Source organism: Moorena producens 3L (assembly GCF_000211815.1).
GTDB lineage: Bacteria > Cyanobacteriota > Cyanobacteriia > Cyanobacteriales > Coleofasciculaceae > Moorena > Moorena producens.
The window spans coordinates 26,182-44,429 of the sequence record NZ_GL890923.1 but is presented as its reverse complement, the minus strand read 5'-3'; the positions used below and the strand labels follow the sequence as shown (position 1 = coordinate 44,429).

Below are 18,248 nucleotides of genomic sequence, written 5' to 3'. Positions count from 1 at the left end.
AGATAATCTTGTTAGTTTGGAATGTTAACAGGGAACTATGTTACAATCTTAACAGAAAACTATGTAACTATAAAGAATGATAGTAAGCCTTCAGCTATCAGCTATCAGCGGTCAGCGATTAGCGCTACAGATGGTGCTACTTGAGGTGCTTTTGAAGAAAATAAGCACCTCAAGCAGCGTGGCCAACGGCTGAAGGCTGACGGCTGAATGCTTACCGATGATCTAGAATCCATGATAGTAAAGATCAGAAGGAGATTGTATGTTTAAACCTTTAGTACAAGACACCACAAAATCTCAAAGCGAAAGCATAGAAACCATCTTGGCAAGGTTAGAAAATGGGCGTGTCTATGTTCCTGATTACCAGAGAGATGCTAATCAATGGAACCTTAGAAAAAAATCACTTTTTATTGAGTCTATTCTTAACAATCTTACTATTCCAGCTTTCTTCTTTTGTGAAGATGATAACCGAAAATGCGAAGTTGTTGATGGGCAACAGCGACTCAACACTATCAGAAGTTTTTGTAATAATGAATTTTCGATAAGTAATGATAAAACTATTGACTATATACTACCAGACTCTCATCTATATACCGGCAAAAAATACAGCGAATTGGAGGAAGACCTTAAATATATATTTAAAGATTATCCGCTGACTATAATTTATCTTCCTAAAAATATAGAGTTACAAACTAAGCTAGAAATATTTAGACGAATCAACGAAGGAGGAACTCCTCTTTCTGGTCAAGATATTCGTTTAGCTTATTACAGTCAATCTAAAAGTGTAACCTTTATTCGTTTAGTTGGAATTCATGATAATCCTGAGCAAACTAATGAAGAGGTTAGTGAAGATGAGGATTCCAACGATTCTAACTCTACTATAAAGCCTTCTCAACGAATGCTTGAGTTAGCGCAAAGACAAGGACTTTCTAATCCTTGGGATAAATTTCCTGACGCTAGAAAGCTTTGGTACCAATGGTGGGAGGGTAAAGAAAAAGCAAAAGGTCAAACACCATCATTGATGTTCTTGTGGTACTTAATCTGTCTTGAACGTAAAAAACTTGATGATTTATTGAAAAGACCGATTCATCTCAAAATGTCTTTTAACGGCTCAACTGATAACGCTTTAGATATTTACTGTAGTCAACTCCAGTATCAAGAAGATCCAAAAGAAGAAAGAAGTAAACAAATACTTTCAAATTTTGAAGTTATTTCGGAAGAATACTTTACCATATTTGTTGATTGGATGAAATCTATTTTATCAAAAAAACTTATTGGAGTTAGTGTCGATAAGTACAAGCAGCTTGCTTTGTTTATAGCCGGAGCTGCTGAGCTAAAAATATCTCCCGAACAGGTATCAGACACACAATGGAATCATGCGGGTGAATTCATTCGTAGCCCTCGAAATAAAGCCAGAGAGCTACTTGATGAAAACAATGGATACCCAGAACCAAAAGGTCGATGGAGTCAACAAAAAGGACAAAAGCAACAGTGCGATAAAGCTGTTGAAATTGTTAGAATTATTTTGAAGAAATAAACATAAAATTGGTTGATTTACCTGAAGGACTATCTCCCTGTAATCCTCGGCGAAGAACTTTTCCCTTAACTTGGCAAGAAGCTTACTTTAGGCAGAATTTTAATAGCCAGTTAAATGGGTATGTCTGTCCTCTGTGTAACAGGTTATTTCGAGGGACAAAAGGATTTAGAGAGCTTAAAGCTGATCATATAGCAGTCGCCAAGGCAGTTAGGACATGACAAAAGTCCTAACTGCCCTGGCGATTGCTATAAATCCAATTTTATTACCCCTGTCTTGATGCAGCGCGGTCTCACGCTGCATTGCTGTTTCCTGGTTTATGCTCCCTACTCCCTACTCCCTACTCCCTGCTCCGAAGTCCCTGCTCCCTCGGTGCGCTTGACCCGTAATTAAATTTGCCACGGGTCGCACCGCTCCCGACTCCCTCGGTGCGCTTGACCCGTAATTAAATTCGCCAGGGGTCGCACCGCTCCCGACTCCCGACTCCCTGCTATCACCCTCAACAACTTTGCCTTTTCCCAAACTATTCCAAAAGCTCCAACACAGCTTTCGGTGAAAGTTTATCCTTAAACCAAACAACTTGAGCTGGCAAATTCTTCACCGTCACCCCAGCTTTCTCCAAATTTAACCGTTCCGAAATCGCCAGAATCAAATTGTCACATTCGGCCTTGCGCACCTGAGCGAATTTCTTCTTTAAATATTCTGGACGCCAGTAACCAATAATTTCTAATAGGAAATTTCGCCCATCAGGATGAACAATCCGAAAGTCGGGCACCATCACACTACCAGGAATCGGAATTAAATCCACTTCTCGCTCTAAGACCCACTCAGTTTTCTGAGATTCCCAACGCTTAGCAAAGGAAGCCTCTAACATACTGTCGTAGGGTTTACCAGGGGGATAGTGAGTCACCAAGCCACAGCGGTCATTAAGGCTAAAATGCCCCGTCTTGATCGTACCGCTGTAAGGGTCACGGCTTTGTAACGTCGCCTTGAGACTCCATTTAGTAACGTGTAGTAAGGCTGGAATCAGTTTTGCGATCGCTCTACCCATCCTACAAATTCAGTATTATTAATCTGAATTATGAATTCTATACTCCTACTAAGTATCTGATTAATCCAGGAGAATTGCTATAACTTTCTAGGGCATCCCTTTAATTTTAAGACGAATACGGTAAAGACTGTTTCTTGCTGTAATGTAAAGGGTTTGGTAGTCACTGTCACCCCAGGCTAAATTAGCGGGAGCTTCTGGCACTTCAATAATGCCCAGTAGGTTGCCACTGGGATCAAAAATCCAAACTCCCCCAGGTCCAGTGCTGTAAACATTTCCTTGGATGTCTACCTTCATACCATCTGCTGCCCCCTCTTTACTAGGAGGTTTCAGTTCGGCAAAAAGTTTTCCATTCTCTAACATCCCGTCTGGCTTGACATCAAAAACCCGAATATGACCTCTTTCTGAATCATTCACATATAATTTAGTTTCATCTGGGGAAAAGACAATACCATTAGGGCGAACAAAGTCATCAACTAGCAGGGTTAGTGTGCCATCTGGTGCTAGACGATAAACACCATAAAACCCTAATTCTTCTTGTTCGGATTTGATGCCATAGGGAGGATCAGTAAAATAGATGCTACCATCTGATTTGACTGCTAGATCGTTGGGACTATTCAGCCGCTTCCCTTGGTAGTGACTAGCTAGAGTTATGATTTTTCCATCTTTCTGTGTTAGGGATAGACGACGATTACTATGTTCGGCAGTAACTAAACGCCCTGAGCGGTCTAACGTATTACCATTAGCATTGCCAGAAGGTTGACGAAAAATCTCGGTTTTTTGATCTGGTTGCCATTTATAAATGGTATTAGCTGGGATGTCACTAAATAGCAGAAAGCCGTCGGGATGCCAAACAGGTCCTTCAGTAAACTTAAAACCTCCTGCTACTTTTTCAACTTGAGTATTGGGAGCAATAATTTCTCCTAGATTATTTTGTTTGGTGTAAAATTTATAAACCATTAGGTGTCGGTAAGTTTCACCTGGATGCAAGATAACCGAAGGAAAGTTAGGCTGATTGACTGAGTCAGGAAAATGTTGTGTCTCTAGGCACAAACCTTGATGATTTGTATAAACAACATCTCCTTTACCCACAGTTCTAAGCTTAGGAAGATTTCCCGAAAAAAACTGTATTCCTGGCTGATTACTGTGAAGCTCCATCACCCGACCAGATTTTGGTTCATATACAGTAGCTGCGAGTTTGATTTTTTCTGATTCTCCATTCAAGACATAATTGAGGTCGTAGCCTCCTGGATAGTTTTGCTTTAGGGTATTTCTAAGCTGATTAATTCCATCTCCAATCAACTGAGGCTGAGTAAAGTCGTAAGGTGTATCTTTAACTGATTTAATCTCTCCTGTAGGGATTCGCTGTTCGTTGGTAGGCGTATATCTATCGGCATTGATCGTTAAATATTGTCCTAGAATATTCCCAGAACCATGACCAGCCAAGTTCCAATAGGAATGATTCACCAAGTTGACAGGAGTAGGTTTGTTAGTGGTAGCAGTCATTTCCAGCTTTAACTGATTATCGTTAGTCAGAGTGTAAATGGCTGTAACTGTCAAATCACCTGGATATCCTTCTTCTCCATCAGGACTCAGATAAGTTAGTTTTAGTGCCTGTCCTTGGCTACTGTTAATCGGTTCAGCTTTCCAAACCACTTTGTCAAAACCCTTTTTACCACCATGTATGTGATGGGAACCGGCATTAGCAGCTAGCTCATACTTTTCACCATTGAGAGTAAACTGAGCATCTTTAATCCTATTAGCGACGCGACCAACAATTGCACCATAATATAGGTAGCGCTTAGCCGTAAAATAATCTTCTAGACTATCAAATCCCAGCACTACATCGTCTAGCTGACCGCTGTTATCAGGCAAGTGTAATTCAGTAAGAGTCGCACCATAGTTGGTTATCTTAGCTACTAAACCATTGGTATTGGTTAAAGTATAGAGATAAACTTTCTGATCATCTTTAGTCTGGCCAAATTCCATCTTGGTTACAGTTTTGTTTTCTTGGGTATGGTAGTTATTTGCTGTGGCGTAAGATTGCTCAGGGTTAAATCTCTTGTATAAATCTGATTTTACTAAAAGTACACTCATTCCCATTGCGGTAAAAATTGTGATTATTTTTGTTAACATTGAACCAGTAAGCATAGTTTTTTTTAAGTAATTGTAATCTGTATAAATTCTAATTTATATAATTTTTTTTAGGAAGATAATAGAGGGTAACTGGTTCCGCCTGCTGGGATGACAGGTCGCCATTGGTAACAAGTTAAATACGAATACCTTGTGGTCAACGCTAATGGGTAATGGATAATCGGGAGCCAATTAACTATTACCAGCTAACTAGATGTATAATTCCTGAAGCTATTTGAGATTAGCCGATAGTTTTGATATCAATAATCAAGGAAAACTCAGGCATTTGACCCAGGGGTGGGAGTACATGATTGATTGTGGACAACCAGAAAGACGCTGATTTATTATTGGTTCTTATTGCTTTTAGGATTAGGCTGAATGCTTACAACCAGCGACCTTGATTTTACTGACGTTTATTAAAATGAGGAGAGGGCTAGGTTAATCATAATCTAGCCAGTGCGATTATAGCAACTTTAATCCATATTAGGCATTGTTCTTAAACATTATTTACATACTTTACATACAATGATAAAAGCCTTAGCACCAATTACGACTACTGACTTGGCGAGAGACTTGGCGACACTAGGGATTGATTTAATTCGTAAAGCTGGTTGTGAGTATGGAGATATCCGTATTTGTACTTACCGTAATCAGAACTTAACTGCACGCGATCGCTCCCTTAGCCAACTCTGTGATAATGTTAGTTCTGGTTTTGGAGTAAGAGTGTTACTAAAGGGCGCTTGGGGCTTTGCGGCTAGTCCCTATAAAACTCCAGAGGAAGTGGAACGAATGGTGGCTTTAGCTGTGGAGATTGCTAAAGGTAGCCGCCTGTCTCAGCAAACACAGGTAAGATTAGCCCCAGTAGAAGCCTATCGCGATACCTATATTACTCCGATCGAAATTGACCCGTTTACTATACCAATTACTGAGAAAGCAGATTTACTATTGCGTATCAATAATCAATTGCTTAGCTATAGCGATCGCGGAATTAAAAAGGCTTACTCTTTCCTGCGTTTTACTCGTGAAGACAAGATTTTTGCGTCTACTGTTGATTCCCTAATTGAACAGACTATCTACCGCAGCTATCCAGGTATGGGTTGTACAGCAGTTGCTAATGGGGATGCTCAAAGCCGTAGCTATGAGCGTCCACCTTTAAATATCGGTTACGAGCATATTCAACCCCCAGACCTTTTGAATCAGGTAGAACGGGTAGCAGAAGAAGCAATAGAGAAGGTTCATGCTCCTAAAGGACCTTCTGGTATTCGCAGCACTCTGATTCTGAAGCCTAGTCATCTCCACCTAACGATTCATGAATCGGTGGGACACCCTACGGAACTAGATCGGGTGTATGGCTATGAGTCGAATTTTGCTGGTACTAGCTTTGCCACTACTGATAAATTGGGCAAGCTGCAATATGCTGCTCCTTGGGTGAATTTTAAATGCGATCGCACTCAATCGGGGGGACGTAGTACTTTAGGCTATGATGATGAGGGGGTACCTGCACAAGATTGGTATGTTGTCAAGGATGGCATTTTAGTAGACTACCTCACTGACCGGGAAACCGCTTATCGACTAGGTAATGCCAGTAGTAACGGTTGCGCTTACGCGGATAGTTGGTCAAGTGTACCGATGGTGCGGATTCCTAATTTAGGGTTGGAACCGGGAGCAGAGGGAGGAAGTCACTCTGCCACACTCGCAGAAATGATTGCTGAGACTGAGGAAGGGATTTTAATTGATGGTAGAGGTAGTTTCTCCATTGACCAGCAGCGACGTAATTTTCAGTTTGGTGGAGATGCTTTCTGGAAGGTGGAGAAAGGTAAAGTAGTGGGAATGCTCAAGGATGTTACCTATCATTCTATGAGTACTGATTTCTGGAATAGTGTTGATGCTATTGGAGTGGCTTCGGAACAGGAGCAGTTTGGTACCCATATGTGTGGTAAAGGCGAACCGATACAAATTGCTCAAATGACCCATGCTTGTGTGCCGGTGCGGGTGCGCAATATTCAGATTGGCGGAGCCTAAATCGTTAATTGTTAATGGTTTTTTTATGGTTAGTTGGGCAACTCGATTCATTAGTTTTAGGTAAAAGAGAATGTAATTCTACCATCAATTCTTCAACTCACTATCCAAGATGGAGCAAAAGTATCGGCATTGCTCAATCAAGCAATGCCCTTCTTATTTATTAGAGTCATTTCAATTTATATTGAGAAAACTATTTATTGCTCTAATTGGGTTTCATACGAAAAAGTGTTCCATTGTTATTTGAAATGACTATATTTCAAATCTCAAAAAATTACCTTTTCTGGTTAACCATTCCCAGATTAAGCAACACCAAAAAAACACGCCCAATCCGTTGGTTACCCCTTCGTAAACTCCCTCGGACTAGACTGCTCAACTCAAGCGGGCTCGGGTGCTATCGCTAATTAGTTTTAGGAAAACGAAACCGTAATAGCGATAGCACCCGATAGCCCGCACAGTCACGAGCAGGCTAGTGATGCGTGGTTGAACTTATCGCAGGGACGGCGATCCACCGCCCAGATTGCAAGGCTGTTTACCAACTGCTGGAATGGACGTGATTTATTGAGACTGACGAGCGTGCTGCATCCGCAACGCCAGAATGTGTTCACAAGGACCTTTGTACAGCTTATTTTGCTGATACCAATTACAGGTACACTCTGCCGCTATTATACGCTCATCGGGATCAATTGTCAAAGCGGGATTATAGGTTTTGCTTTTATCTCTGACATTTCCCTGTAGCTGGAGTGTACCTTGAGTGTCTTTTACTGAGGTTACTTGTACGGCATTGTTACTTAAGAAGCGGGTTGCTGTTTCTTCTCGCTGATTGGCAAACCGTAACCGTTCCATGGGTAAGGGCTCTCGAGATAGTTCCCGGACTCGATATACTTGCTTGTTTAAGTCGTAAATGGCTCGTCCGGCTTGGGTGTAAGCTCCTAAGGCACCTAGGACAGCAGTCGGGCTTAAGTCTAAGCGCTGGGCGAGACTGTGGGGACTTTCGACCCAGTTTTCTCTGAGTGCGTCAAAAATGAGTTGTTGAGTCCACTGGTCTACATCTGCACGGGGTGCCATTAAGTCAAAGTTACCCGCTTGTGCCCAATCGTTAGCTGTCCATCCTGATAAGCCGAGGGTAAAGGACATATCCCCTAGGTCAGCTACATAAAAGGATGGCATACCGGTTCCGAGTAGGTGAATGGTAAATTTGTTGGCAATGGGGATAAGACGTTCTAGGATGTGGAGGCGGCGGCGTCCCCAAACTCGGATGACCTGTTCTGATGAACCTTGATAGGGCGATCGCGAACAGACTACTTCGATGTTCCAAGGCTCAAATACTATTCGCACGGGTTCTCCTGGTTTGAGATGGTAACGCATTCCCCGTGGGCCAGTTTTTTCTTTGTGGCGACGCAACACAAAACAGATATTGTGAATATCCATGGGCTGCAAGTCAAAGGTGGTGGCGGGTAAGGCCATGGCGGAACTGACTTGTAGAAATCCTCTTACCCAACTGTCTGGTAGGTCAATTTTGACTTCTTTAAATGCTGCTTCATGGGTGGTTTTTACTTCAAAACCGGAGGGGTCAATTTCAAATTGGGTTGTCTTGTAACTGCGGATTTTTTGAAATTCGTTGTAAAGGGCGGCGGAGTAATCTATGTTTGTTGTACCGCAGGCGAATTCGTTGATAGTTTTAAAAACTTCGTAGCTGGCTCCTAGTCGCCCATAACTGGATTCATCTTGGCTGAAACATTCAAAGAAGACTTCATCGGGATGAACGGTAATTACTGGATCGAGGACAAACCAGGCATCACGGTCTTTCTGATAGAGGTAATTGTAGTACTGTTGTCTGGCTTTATAAAAGGTGGATAATCGTTGATATCGGTTCTGATTTAATTGAGTTAGTTCTGCTTGTAAGGGTTTAATTTTATTGGCGATGTCTTGGCGTTGTGCGGCTATGAGTTGCCAGTCTTGTTGGTCTTGGTTGGCACGCCATTGTTTATACTCGGTTCTGTCTTTGGGTTTGAAGCGTAAATCGGAAAATACTACGTCATGTAGGGCGCTGATGGCTTCTCGAAAGGCTACATTTTTCCCTAATTCACCAATGAAGTAAGTGGGAGGACGCTTGGTGTCTGGGGAGAAGGACATTTGGGTGCTGCTGCCGCGATCGCTAACTGCTGTACTATTTTTATAGGCGTAGTTAAATTCCATGGTTTTTAGGGTATTGAAGTATTTTTTTTATTGTTAAGAAGGGAATCGGGAATTTAGAATTTAGAATTTAGAATTTAGAATTTAGAATTTAGAATCGGGAAAATTATGAAATAGATAATGGAAATAGATAATAAGATTTTTTGGTGTTATCCTGAATCATTACTTTGTTTCATAAGCGATCAGGATATAGTTGAAAATGCTATAGGGTTTCTCGTACTATCGCTACTCCCTATTCCCGACTCCCTCGGTGTGCTTGACTCCCGACTCCCTACAATACACAACTGATAAATCCCTACACTCCTCTTAATTCGGATACTGGTTTAACCTGAATAGGAAGAGGAATAGTAGGATAGTTTTGGTGAATTTTAAGCATGAGCTGAATTGAACGGGCTTTATCACCAATAGCCATTGTGATGGATTGTCGTGTTAATATTTCTGCTACTATTTTAGCAGCTGCTTGGCTTTTTTGGGCTTCAGCTTCTAGAAATGCGAAGACGCGCTGTTTAGCAATTCGTCCGCGATTAACCCGAGACAAAATACTGATAAAGTAAGGGATTAAGTCTTGCAAACGGTCGGGATTATCTACGGCATACTGTTCTAGATAGTTAGTGGCAAATAGCTGCATGTCTTGGCTGGGATGTTCACTAAATTTAAGCAGATAATCTTGACCATAACTCTGCTGAAAGGTACGTAGGACTAAATTCCGCCCAAATTGACGAACATCATCCCGAGTACTGTCACAAATACTGACCATGACTTCAGGTGTCCAGTCTTGTTCGGTAATTTGTTGGCTAAAGAGTTTGGTAGCAAATTCTCGGGAATCCTGCCATTTTGCTTCTAGTAATCGCACTGCGGCTAACATGTCTTGAGAATTGCTACGGATACGGTTGAGCCTTTGCTCAATCATTGTCCAAGCGGCTTGACGGACGGATAGGATTTCATGATTGGCTAGTTTAACAATGTCAGGAATTTTTAATTCTAATCCCCAAGTGGTATAGTTAGCTTGGAGTACTAATCCTACTAATTCTTGAGCGGCTGATGATTTGGCTTGGAGAAGTTCCATCGCGTTGTCTTTGGTAATCATAGTCATCCAGCTGGGTAAGTCTTCTCGTAGCAGTTGGACTAAATCTTGGTGAACACCTTGATGTCTTTCTGGTAGCTGCAATAGGCTAATGATTTCTGTGGCTAGCTGAGTGACAAATTCTGGATATAATTTTCCTAAGCGCTGAATTACTGGACGAATACCTTGACGCAAGTGTGCTTGTTGATTGGTTGCGATCGCTAATACTAAGTCGTAGTCTTGTAGCAACCGTTGATCGGGAAGTTGACCGAAAATCTGAACCCCAATCCCTTGCACTGACTGATGGGAAGCGTTGAGGAGTGATTCAATTAATTTGGGTGGTAAGTCAGCGGCAGGAGTTTCGTGATTGAATAGGATTCTTGCTCCCAATTCCTGGATTTCTGGCATGGGGTGTTGGAGGAGATCTAGTACTACTCCCATACCCAATGTCCGGAGTTGGGGGGTAAAACCTAGAAGCAGGGTTTGAGCAGTGTCTTTGCCGATATCGGTTTGAGTTGGTTCTAGTGCGAGTACTGCTGCAATCATTCGCCCGATTAATACTTTGGCTGTTGCTTCACTTACTATTGATTGAGTCAGTAACTGACGGGCAAAGGTACGGGTATCGGAGTGTTGACTGATCACTAAAGGGATGATCAGCTGGCTGGCGGTAATCAAGTGAGTTGGTATTGCTTGTATCCACTGATGGGCTTGAGTACGAGCTGGTGGAAACTGGCAGTTGGCTAAGGCAAGTAATAAGTCTAGGTTAGGATTGTCGGGATTATCGGAATTATATTTTTGTGTTGCTAGTTCAAAGCCGAGTTGAGCGGTTACTGGGTAGGGTTTGTTAACTAGTCTGATTACAGTATCTGTATCGATTTGATTACAGAATGACTGACATACCCTCAAGGCTTTGGCGGCAAACTGATGAACTTGATGACAGTGGCTTTCTAATAATAACTGTAGCAGTGCGTCTGGATGTTGCTCCCAAAGTTTAGGAAAGGCTTCTTCTCGGACATCTGGCTCTGGATCACCGGGTTTGTAGTTGTCTCGACAACGCCATGCCTGGCTGTTGGGCATTAATACGTAACGGGGACTATTGGTATAGAGAATATGGTTAAAGGTTAAGTAACCGGCATAGCTGTCCCAGTTGCGAGTGTAGCTGGTGCGACGACCGTTGGAGTAGTTCCAGCGATAGAAGGTTGATGTTCTGGCGGGTACTGCATCAGAATCAGAATATTTCAGTAATACCTCTAGGGCTAGATTTATGTAATTGCGTTCGGCTCTGCCGTGCCAAAGGCGATCGCATTCTTCACCCAATTTCCTGAGAGTCCGCCATACCCGCCGCCGTAGATAGTCACGAGTTACGTTGCTGTAAGCCCGTTTAGCATCAGGACTACCGAGGTAATTGGAACGGGGAAGATATTTGCGACTATTTCTGTCCCAGTAATATCGATGCCAATAAGACTGACGAAACATTGGTGGCTCGGTGTCTAGGCGGTAGGCGATAATGCCAAATACTTCCGCATCTTGTCGATATTCGGCAATCTTGAATATGTGGCGAATGGCTTTGAAGTAGTTGGGGCGTAGGGGAGCAGTGCGTAATAGGTTTAGTAGTGCTGGACGCACTTGAGCATTATTAATTTGATATAGGGTATCGAGAACACCAAAACGAGTATAGTCGTTACTGTCTAGATAGGTAACTAGGGCATTAGAGAAGTCAGCAGGATTATCGCTTTCGATATGGGATTGCAATTCGGCAGGCAATTGCTCTATCTGTTGAGAGCGCAACCGTTCTTGAGTTGATGGATCACAGAGTTTCATCCAGGCTTCCCAAGCAATCCGCTTGACAAAGTCTGGAGTTGAAGGGGTTTCATACAAGCGTTGGAGATGAGGAATTACATGCTCATCACCACACCATCCTAAAGCCCAAGCAATGCAGTAGTCTTTTAAGGGTTGATCAGTGCCAATCAGAGGGATAATTAAGGGCGTAGCTTCACGAATTTTTAATTCTCCAGCCCGCCATATCGCTCGGGTTTGGGACCATTTACTAGAGCCTTTACTACTATCTGGATTTGCAATCGCGTTGAGAATGGCTTGATGGCGTGGGTCTTTGGTAACTAAGTTACTGCTAATTAAGTCATTAACCTCTTCTTGAGTCTGACTACTTGATGCTTCAGTTACATCTTGATAGCCTTTCTTGAGTTTTGAGCCAACTAACTGATCAAACACTTGTTGTGCTTTAGCTAAAGCTACCGGCTGAGCAGTTTTTGAACTTTCTTTCAAGGTCTTGCCACGGCGTCCATAGCGAAAGTTAACGATATACTGCTCGTTACCGAAATCACAGAGATCGACTTCGTAGATTTTATCTGAGTTACCAGCTTGATAATGGAGCGTAGTGCGTTTGATCAGTTTCATAGGAGATCAGGGAAAACCCAGTTAGAAGTAGAAACGCCTGTCATTACCACCATATTAAAAAAATTATCTAGTCGCTCCCGTTCCCCAATTAGCAAGCTATCGTAAATAGAAGCACGGTAAGCCCAGCCTAACTGAAAGGATTAAAAGTAACCATTCAGCTCTCAGTTCTCAGCTCTTAGCTCTCAGCTCTCAGCTCTCAACTTATGCGCTACGCGCACGCTACTTGAGTGGCCATTGGCCAACGGCTGACCACTGACTACTGACTACTGACTACTGACCACTGACGGCTGACGGCTGAATGCTTACGATTAAAACTTGCCCATTGCTGCGTAGCTTGACTCTGATGTACCCGATAGACTCATGAGCAATTTTCTAGACTTATCCAGTCATGATTTCAAAGTGATCAGGGAATTGGGTCATAATCGCGCTGGTGGGAGAGTGACCTACCTAGCCCGAAACCAGGTCAATCACCAATTGGTAGTGATCAAGCAGTTTCAGTTTGCTCAACGCAACAGTAACTGGTCAGACTATGAGACCATAGAAGGGGAAATTCAAGTTTTGCGGGGACTGAATCATCCCGGTATCCCCCGTTACTTAGGGTCATTCCAAACCACTAGGGGCTGTTGTTTGATACAAGAATACAAACATGCTCCTTCCTTGGCTGTACCTCGTAGTTTTGACCCGGAGGAGATTAAGCAAATCGCGGTTGGGTTACTCAACATTCTGGTTTACCTACAACATCGGATTCCTCCGATCATTCATCGAGATATCAAACCGGAAAATATCTTAGTAGATGAGACGATCAATGTTTTTTTGGTAGACTTCGGCTTGGCTCGGATTGGTGATAGTGAACTAGCGGTGAGTAGTGTAGCCAAAGGCACTATCGGGTTTATGGCTCCGGAACAGTTATTTGATAAAGCCCTAAGTAAAGCGTCAGACTTATATGGGTTAGGAGCGACCTTGATTTGTTTACTAACTGGTACTCCATCGACTACGATTAATACTTTAATTGATGAAGACTATTGTCTCAATTTTCAGCATCGTCTACCTCAAGTAAGTTTGAGTTGGCTGGAGTGGCTGAAAAGGATGGTAGAGCTGAAACATAAAGACCGTTTTCCTGATGCTGAAACGGCTTTAGAAGCCCTTAAGCCAATCTACGTCATCCGGATTCCAGAGGCAAAACTATCCCAACCTTATCTAGAGTTGAGGGCTAAAAAATTAGGGGAAAAACTGACAAAAACTATTACGATTTGTAACACAGTTCCAGACACAGCCTTAGAAAGCCGCTGGCAAATTGCTCCCCATGTCAGTGACCCACCCCATACTCCCTACTTCCATGACTGGATTCGATTGGACACAGCTGATGTTAATGGTAATCAAGGGTTGTGCCACATTACGATAGATACCAGTAAGCTGATGGCAGACCAAACCTATGAGCGCGAGGTATTAATTCACACTAATGCTGAACACTCAACTCAGGTTTTACCCCTGAAAATCCATACTGCTCCGGTACCAATTGCCACGAAAAAACTTCCCTATCTATCCCTAGCGCTATTGATTGGCTTAGCTACTACAGCTACGTGGGTAGAAACTACGGCTTGGGAGGGAATTGTGAGTAACAGTGGGACAATCGGGATTGCGATCGCAACTTTTGTTTCAGTCTTGGTGGCAATGCTGGGATTGACTGCGGCTGTGACATCTGGGATGGTCTCGAAACTGGTAGCAAAAGTCAGAGCCAGATTTAGTATTCCGTTAAAGGCTATGGATACCGTAGCAGCAGTGTTTTTTGCTGGAGTAGCAGCCCTGTTGGTAGCTGGATTTGGTGCCAAGTTTCGCGCTACGGATAGCGCGATTGCTACCTTTGCAGCAGTGGATGCGGTAGTGTTTATGGCAGCCTTTGAAGGGGAAGGAGTAGCTCAAAGCTGCCGAAAGCGTGGGTTTAGTAAAATCTTAGCCCTAGGAGTGCCTGTGTTATCGGTAGCCTTGGGGATTAGTTTAGGTATCGGTTTGAAACTAGGATTTTTAAATGTGTTGGTACTGATCGCCATTTTAGTGACAGCAGTTCCCTTAGGTGTGATGATTCTCTATCCACCATTAGAGCGTCTGCGGCAAGTCAAAACCTATCGGAAATTAGAGAGAAATTTGATCAAGCCTTAGAGGGTATTTATTTGCAGGAGCGATCGCGCTATTGCTTCCACTCAGTTTTTTGTGACCGCAACAAAATAATAGATCTTGACTCCCTTTTCTTTGTGGGACTATGCTTTATCTACAACGTTTAACAATGTTTAACAATGTTTAACAATGTTTAACAATTAACATTCAACCACGGAAACCGCTATTATATTTTATATTTAATTAGGTAATTTATTATGCCCTATTACCCATTATCAGAAAGCGCTCAGCTATTTTGCTTAGTGATTAACAAAACTTGGTATCTTATAAAATTTTGTAATTTTATAGGTGTTTAATAATTTGGCTTTGGAGTAACAGGTTTTATTAATGTAGAACTCCCCTAGCAGCTGATCGGCCTTTGATGATTTCAAACATGCTCTATCAGCACGCTCTCCACTCACGACTTATCGAATTTTTCACAGGCTGAGAATACACTGATTCAAGATTACCATAGATCATTAATCGTTCTCACTTCTGCCTTGGTGTCGTTTATTCAAAAAAAAATCACTTACGTGCAGCCAACTGTAAATAAATGTACCAAAGCAGGTAGACAGGAGAGCAATTTTTAGGGCAAGATTATTTAGTTCAGAATATTGTCAAATGTCTGTTGTTTCTACGGTCAGGGTTATTGTGCCCGGTACTACCGCTAATCTAGGACCAGGTTTCGATTGCATAGGCGCAGCGTTAACTGTATATAACCAGTTTAAAGTCACTCGCCTGGAGTCGGTAAATTCTGGATCAGTCAAGCTTAAGATTGATGTTACTGGTGTGGAAGCCAAGAAGGTGAGTAGAGATGAGAGTAATCTTGTCTATCGAGCCTTTGTGACCTTATATGAGCGTCTGGGAAAAACTCCGCCTCCGGTACACCTAGAGATTGATTTGGGGGTGCCTTTGGCACGAGGATTGGGCAGTTCGGCAACAGCGATTGTTGGAGGATTGATTGCTGCAAATCAGTTAGCGGGTAAACCTCTTTCTCAGCAGGAGGTAATGGAGTTAGCGATCGCAATTGAGGGGCATCCTGATAATGTGGTTCCAGCGCTTTTGGGGGGATGTCGTTTGACCGGTCGAGGTTTGGTGATGAAACCCCAAAGACCCCAAGAACCAGAAGCACAACAACAGGATTGGGTAGTTTGTGATGTTGCTTGGTCTTCTGATCTGGTGCCGGTGGTGGCAATTCCCGATTTCGAGCTTTCAACACAGGAGGCACGGCAGGTGTTGCCTGATAGCTATAGCCGTGCTGATGCAGTTTTGAATGTGGCCAGTTTGGGGTTGTTGTTGCGGGGTTTGGAGTCTGGTAAGGGGGATTGGTTACGGGTCGGTTTGCAAGACCGGATACATCAGCCTTATCGCCAAAAACTGATTCCTGGTTATGACGCTGTGGAGGCGGCAGCTTTGGATGCTGGAGCCTATGGCATGGTGATTAGTGGGGCAGGTCCTACTTTGTTGGCTTTGGTGAGTGAGTCCCAAGCACCAGCGGTTCAGGAGGCAATGGCGGTAGCTTGGACCGATGCCGGGATTCAGGCTCAAGTGCGATCGCTTTCTCTAGATTGCCAAGGCACCAAGATTGCTCTGGAATTAAGTAGCTAATACCACATCCCATGGTATGACCCCCTGCTGGTTATAGTTGGTAATTGCTTCTGATTACCCCAAACCTCTTATATCATCTCGGGATAATTACCCTTAATAAAAATCTCCCCCATCTGGCCATCTCCCCATCTCCCCACACGTCCCACCCTCCCCACACTTCCGACCCTCCCTCTAATTATGGGTATTCCACCTGACTTGATATGACCCTATACCATAAGGGTTCTGGGGGTGACCCACCTTAACCTAAAATTTTAACAATTCTTTACTTTTTCGGTAGCAATGGCTACTGAAAAAGTTTTTTTTGGTTTTTTGGTAAAGAACCTTTGCAAAACTTTACTTTACTTAATATACTGAAATCATGTGGCAATAGGTATTTATTCTTAGCTATGGTCTCCGTGAATTTTCCTTGGATAACGACGATTATTCTGCTGCCCCTAGTGGCATCTTTGGTGATTCCGATCATTCCCAGCAAGTGGCTGAGGATGATTCGTTGGTATGCCCTAGGTGTAGCCGTTCTGGATTTTGTCCTAATCATCTATGGGTTTTGGCATCATTACAATTTCCAAAATTCCGAATTTCAGCTCAGGGAAAGTTATACGTGGATACCCCAGCTTGGCATTAGTTGGTCTGTAGCAGTCGATGGCTTATCGATGCCTCTGATTGTGTTAAGTGGCTTAGTCACTACCTTAGCTATTGTTGCGGCTTGGAAGATTAACCATAAACCGCGTCTGTTTTACTTCTTGATGCTGTTCATGTATAGCGCCCAGCTCGGGGTGTTTGCAGCTCAAGATTTAGTGTTGTTTTTCCTAATGTGGGAATTAGAGTTGCTGCCAGTGTACTTGCTCATTTCTATATGGGGAGGAAAACAACGCTTCTACGCCGCAACCAAGTTTATTCTTTACACAGCAGCAGGTTCAGTTTTTATCCTGGTCGCCGCGCTAGTGATGGCGTTTGCTGGAGATACAGTGACCTTTGACATGCAAACCCTAGGGAATCGGCATTACCCGATAGCTTTGGAACTAGTAGCTTATGCGGGTTTCTTAATTGCCTATGGTGTCAAGTTGCCGATTTTTCCGCTACATACCTGGTTACCAGATGCACACAGCCAAGCTTCTGCTCCAGTCTCGATGATATTAGCTGGGGTCTTATTGAAAATGGGTGGGTATGGACTGATGCGCATGAATCTAGAAATGCTTCCTCATGCCCATACTTACTTCGCACCAGTGCTAGCAGTATTAGGTGTGGTCAATATTATCTACGGTGCTTTGCTTGCCTTTAGCCAAGACAATCTCAAACGACGACTAGCTTACTCGTCAATTTCCCACATGGGTTTTGTATTGATTGGCATTGCTTCGTTCACTGAATTAGGAATGAATGGAGCTATCTTACAAATGCTTTCCCATGGGTTAATCGCTGCTGCCTTATTCTTCCTATCTGGTGTCACCTACGAGCGTACTCATACCCTAGCGATGGCAAAAATGGGAGGAATGGCGAAAGAAATGCCCAAAGCATTTGCCCTTTTCACTGCTGGTTCCATGGCATCCCTAGCCTTACCAGGAATGAGTGGTTTTGTGGGTGAGTTGTCAGTCTTTCTTGGAGTCACCACTAGCAGTGTCTACAGCTCATCTTTCAAAGTCGTCATCGTTCTCTTAGCCGCAGTGGGATTAATCCTAACTCCGATTTATCTGCTTTCACTACTCAGACAAGTATTTTTCGGTAAAAATAACTCTGGCATAATTATTGAGAAATACCTAGGGGATGCCAAGGCTCGCGAAATTTTCGTTACCGCTTGTCTGTTAATCCCTATTATTGGGATCGGTCTTTATCCGAAGCTAGTCACTCAAACCTATGATGTAAAAACTGTAGCGGTTGCTGCTCAAATGCGCCAATCCTTACCACTCATTGTTCAAGAGGAATCACCTCTATACTCTGGTACCTTCACAGCGCCACAGTTAGCCAAAACCAAGGCTCAACCTATTCTTGGGGTTACCCAGTATTGATTAGTTCCTGTTTGCGATTAGCGGGAGTTAAACAAAAAGAACGCCCCAAACCAAGTAGGAGCATCTAACTTTGGAAGAAACATA

Annotated in this window: 10 protein-coding genes and 1 pseudogene; 6 read left to right on the top strand and 5 right to left on the bottom strand. The window is 43.1% G+C overall.

Features of this window, described 5'->3' with window-relative positions:
- Positions 1 to 104: 104 nt before the first annotated feature.
- Positions 105 to 233 carry a hypothetical protein gene (locus LYNGBM3L_RS48680; protein ID WP_267872040.1) on the bottom strand — a complete coding sequence of 43 codons (129 nt, stop codon included), beginning with the start codon at positions 231 to 233 and terminating at the stop codon, positions 105 to 107.
- A 26-nt stretch (positions 234 to 259) separates the two neighbouring features.
- Between LYNGBM3L_RS48680 and LYNGBM3L_RS15180 the strand changes: the two genes are divergently transcribed.
- Entirely contained in the window at positions 260 to 1,534 is a 1,275-nt protein-coding gene (locus LYNGBM3L_RS15180) for a GmrSD restriction endonuclease domain-containing protein (RefSeq protein ID WP_008184870.1), read from the top strand.
- A gap of 520 nt (positions 1,535 to 2,054) precedes the next feature.
- On the opposite strand, the pseudogene LYNGBM3L_RS15170 reads toward LYNGBM3L_RS15180, so the two are convergent.
- Together LYNGBM3L_RS15170 and LYNGBM3L_RS48675 are read right to left on the bottom strand one after the other, a co-directional pair.
- Positions 2,055 to 2,585, bottom strand: a pseudogene (locus tag LYNGBM3L_RS15170) (DUF790 family protein); the annotation flags it as partial.
- A gap of 84 nt (positions 2,586 to 2,669) precedes the next feature.
- On the bottom strand, positions 2,670 to 4,568 hold the full coding sequence (locus LYNGBM3L_RS48675; protein ID WP_071986888.1) for an aldose epimerase family protein: 1,899 nt from the start codon (positions 4,566 to 4,568) through the stop codon (positions 2,670 to 2,672).
- A gap of 669 nt (positions 4,569 to 5,237) precedes the next feature.
- On the opposite strand from LYNGBM3L_RS48675, the gene LYNGBM3L_RS15160 reads away from it, so the two are divergent.
- Entirely contained in the window at positions 5,238 to 6,734 is a 1,497-nt protein-coding gene (locus tag LYNGBM3L_RS15160; protein WP_008184862.1) for a TldD/PmbA family protein, read from the top strand.
- Between the two features lie 555 nt (positions 6,735 to 7,289).
- On the opposite strand, the gene LYNGBM3L_RS15155 is transcribed toward LYNGBM3L_RS15160, so the two are convergent.
- Positions 7,290 to 8,930 carry an SWIM zinc finger family protein gene (locus tag LYNGBM3L_RS15155; RefSeq protein ID WP_008184860.1) on the bottom strand — a complete coding sequence of 547 codons (1,641 nt, stop codon included), beginning with the start codon at positions 8,928 to 8,930 and terminating at the stop codon, positions 7,290 to 7,292.
- Between the two features lie 117 nt (positions 8,931 to 9,047).
- Here LYNGBM3L_RS15155 and LYNGBM3L_RS43610 point away from each other — a divergent pair, with 117 nt between their 5' ends.
- Entirely contained in the window at positions 9,048 to 9,215 is a 168-nt protein-coding gene (locus LYNGBM3L_RS43610; RefSeq protein WP_154659804.1) for a hypothetical protein, read from the top strand.
- Between the two features lie 7 nt (positions 9,216 to 9,222).
- Here LYNGBM3L_RS43610 and LYNGBM3L_RS15150 read toward each other — a convergent pair whose 3' ends face one another.
- Positions 9,223 to 12,405, bottom strand: coding sequence for a WGR domain-containing protein (locus LYNGBM3L_RS15150; RefSeq protein WP_008184858.1), 3,183 nt, complete (start codon positions 12,403 to 12,405; stop codon positions 9,223 to 9,225).
- Positions 12,406 to 12,765: 360 nt separating this feature from the next.
- Between LYNGBM3L_RS15150 and LYNGBM3L_RS15145 the strand changes: the two genes are divergently transcribed.
- The 3 genes from LYNGBM3L_RS15145 to LYNGBM3L_RS15135 all read left to right on the top strand — a co-directional run bounded on the left by LYNGBM3L_RS15145 (position 12,766) and on the right by LYNGBM3L_RS15135 (position 18,164).
- Entirely contained in the window at positions 12,766 to 14,562 is a 1,797-nt protein-coding gene (locus LYNGBM3L_RS15145) for a serine/threonine protein kinase (protein ID WP_008184856.1), read from the top strand.
- Between the two features lie 615 nt (positions 14,563 to 15,177).
- Entirely contained in the window at positions 15,178 to 16,164 is a 987-nt protein-coding gene (thrB, locus tag LYNGBM3L_RS15140) for a homoserine kinase (protein WP_008184855.1), read from the top strand.
- 386 nt (positions 16,165 to 16,550) lie between these two features.
- A complete protein-coding gene (locus LYNGBM3L_RS15135; protein WP_044493330.1) occupies positions 16,551 to 18,164 on the top strand; it encodes an NAD(P)H-quinone oxidoreductase subunit 4 in 1,614 nt (537 codons plus the stop codon).
- Positions 18,165 to 18,248 lie beyond the last annotated feature (84 nt).

Bases quoted from the DNA above. Each gene is read 5' to 3' on its own strand.
- LYNGBM3L_RS15155 (WP_008184860.1), bottom strand. From the start codon at position 8,930: ATGGAATTTAACTACGCCTATAAAAATAGTACAGCAGTTAGCGATCGC.
- LYNGBM3L_RS43610 (WP_154659804.1), top strand. From the start codon at position 9,048: ATGGAAATAGATAATAAGATTTTTTGGTGTTATCCTGAATCATTACTT.
- LYNGBM3L_RS48675 (WP_071986888.1), bottom strand. From the start codon at position 4,568: ATGGAATTTGGCCAGACTAAAGATGATCAGAAAGTTTATCTCTATACT.
- LYNGBM3L_RS15160 (WP_008184862.1), top strand. From the start codon at position 5,238: ATGATAAAAGCCTTAGCACCAATTACGACTACTGACTTGGCGAGAGAC.
- LYNGBM3L_RS15180 (WP_008184870.1), top strand. From the start codon at position 260: ATGTTTAAACCTTTAGTACAAGACACCACAAAATCTCAAAGCGAAAGC.
- LYNGBM3L_RS48680 (WP_267872040.1), bottom strand. From the start codon at position 233: ATGGATTCTAGATCATCGGTAAGCATTCAGCCGTCAGCCTTCAGCCGT.
- LYNGBM3L_RS15135 (WP_044493330.1), top strand. From the start codon at position 16,551: ATGGTCTCCGTGAATTTTCCTTGGATAACGACGATTATTCTGCTGCCC.
- LYNGBM3L_RS15150 (WP_008184858.1), bottom strand. From the start codon at position 12,405: ATGAAACTGATCAAACGCACTACGCTCCATTATCAAGCTGGTAACTCA.
- LYNGBM3L_RS15145 (WP_008184856.1), top strand. From the start codon at position 12,766: ATGAGCAATTTTCTAGACTTATCCAGTCATGATTTCAAAGTGATCAGG.
- thrB (WP_008184855.1), top strand. From the start codon at position 15,178: ATGTCTGTTGTTTCTACGGTCAGGGTTATTGTGCCCGGTACTACCGCT.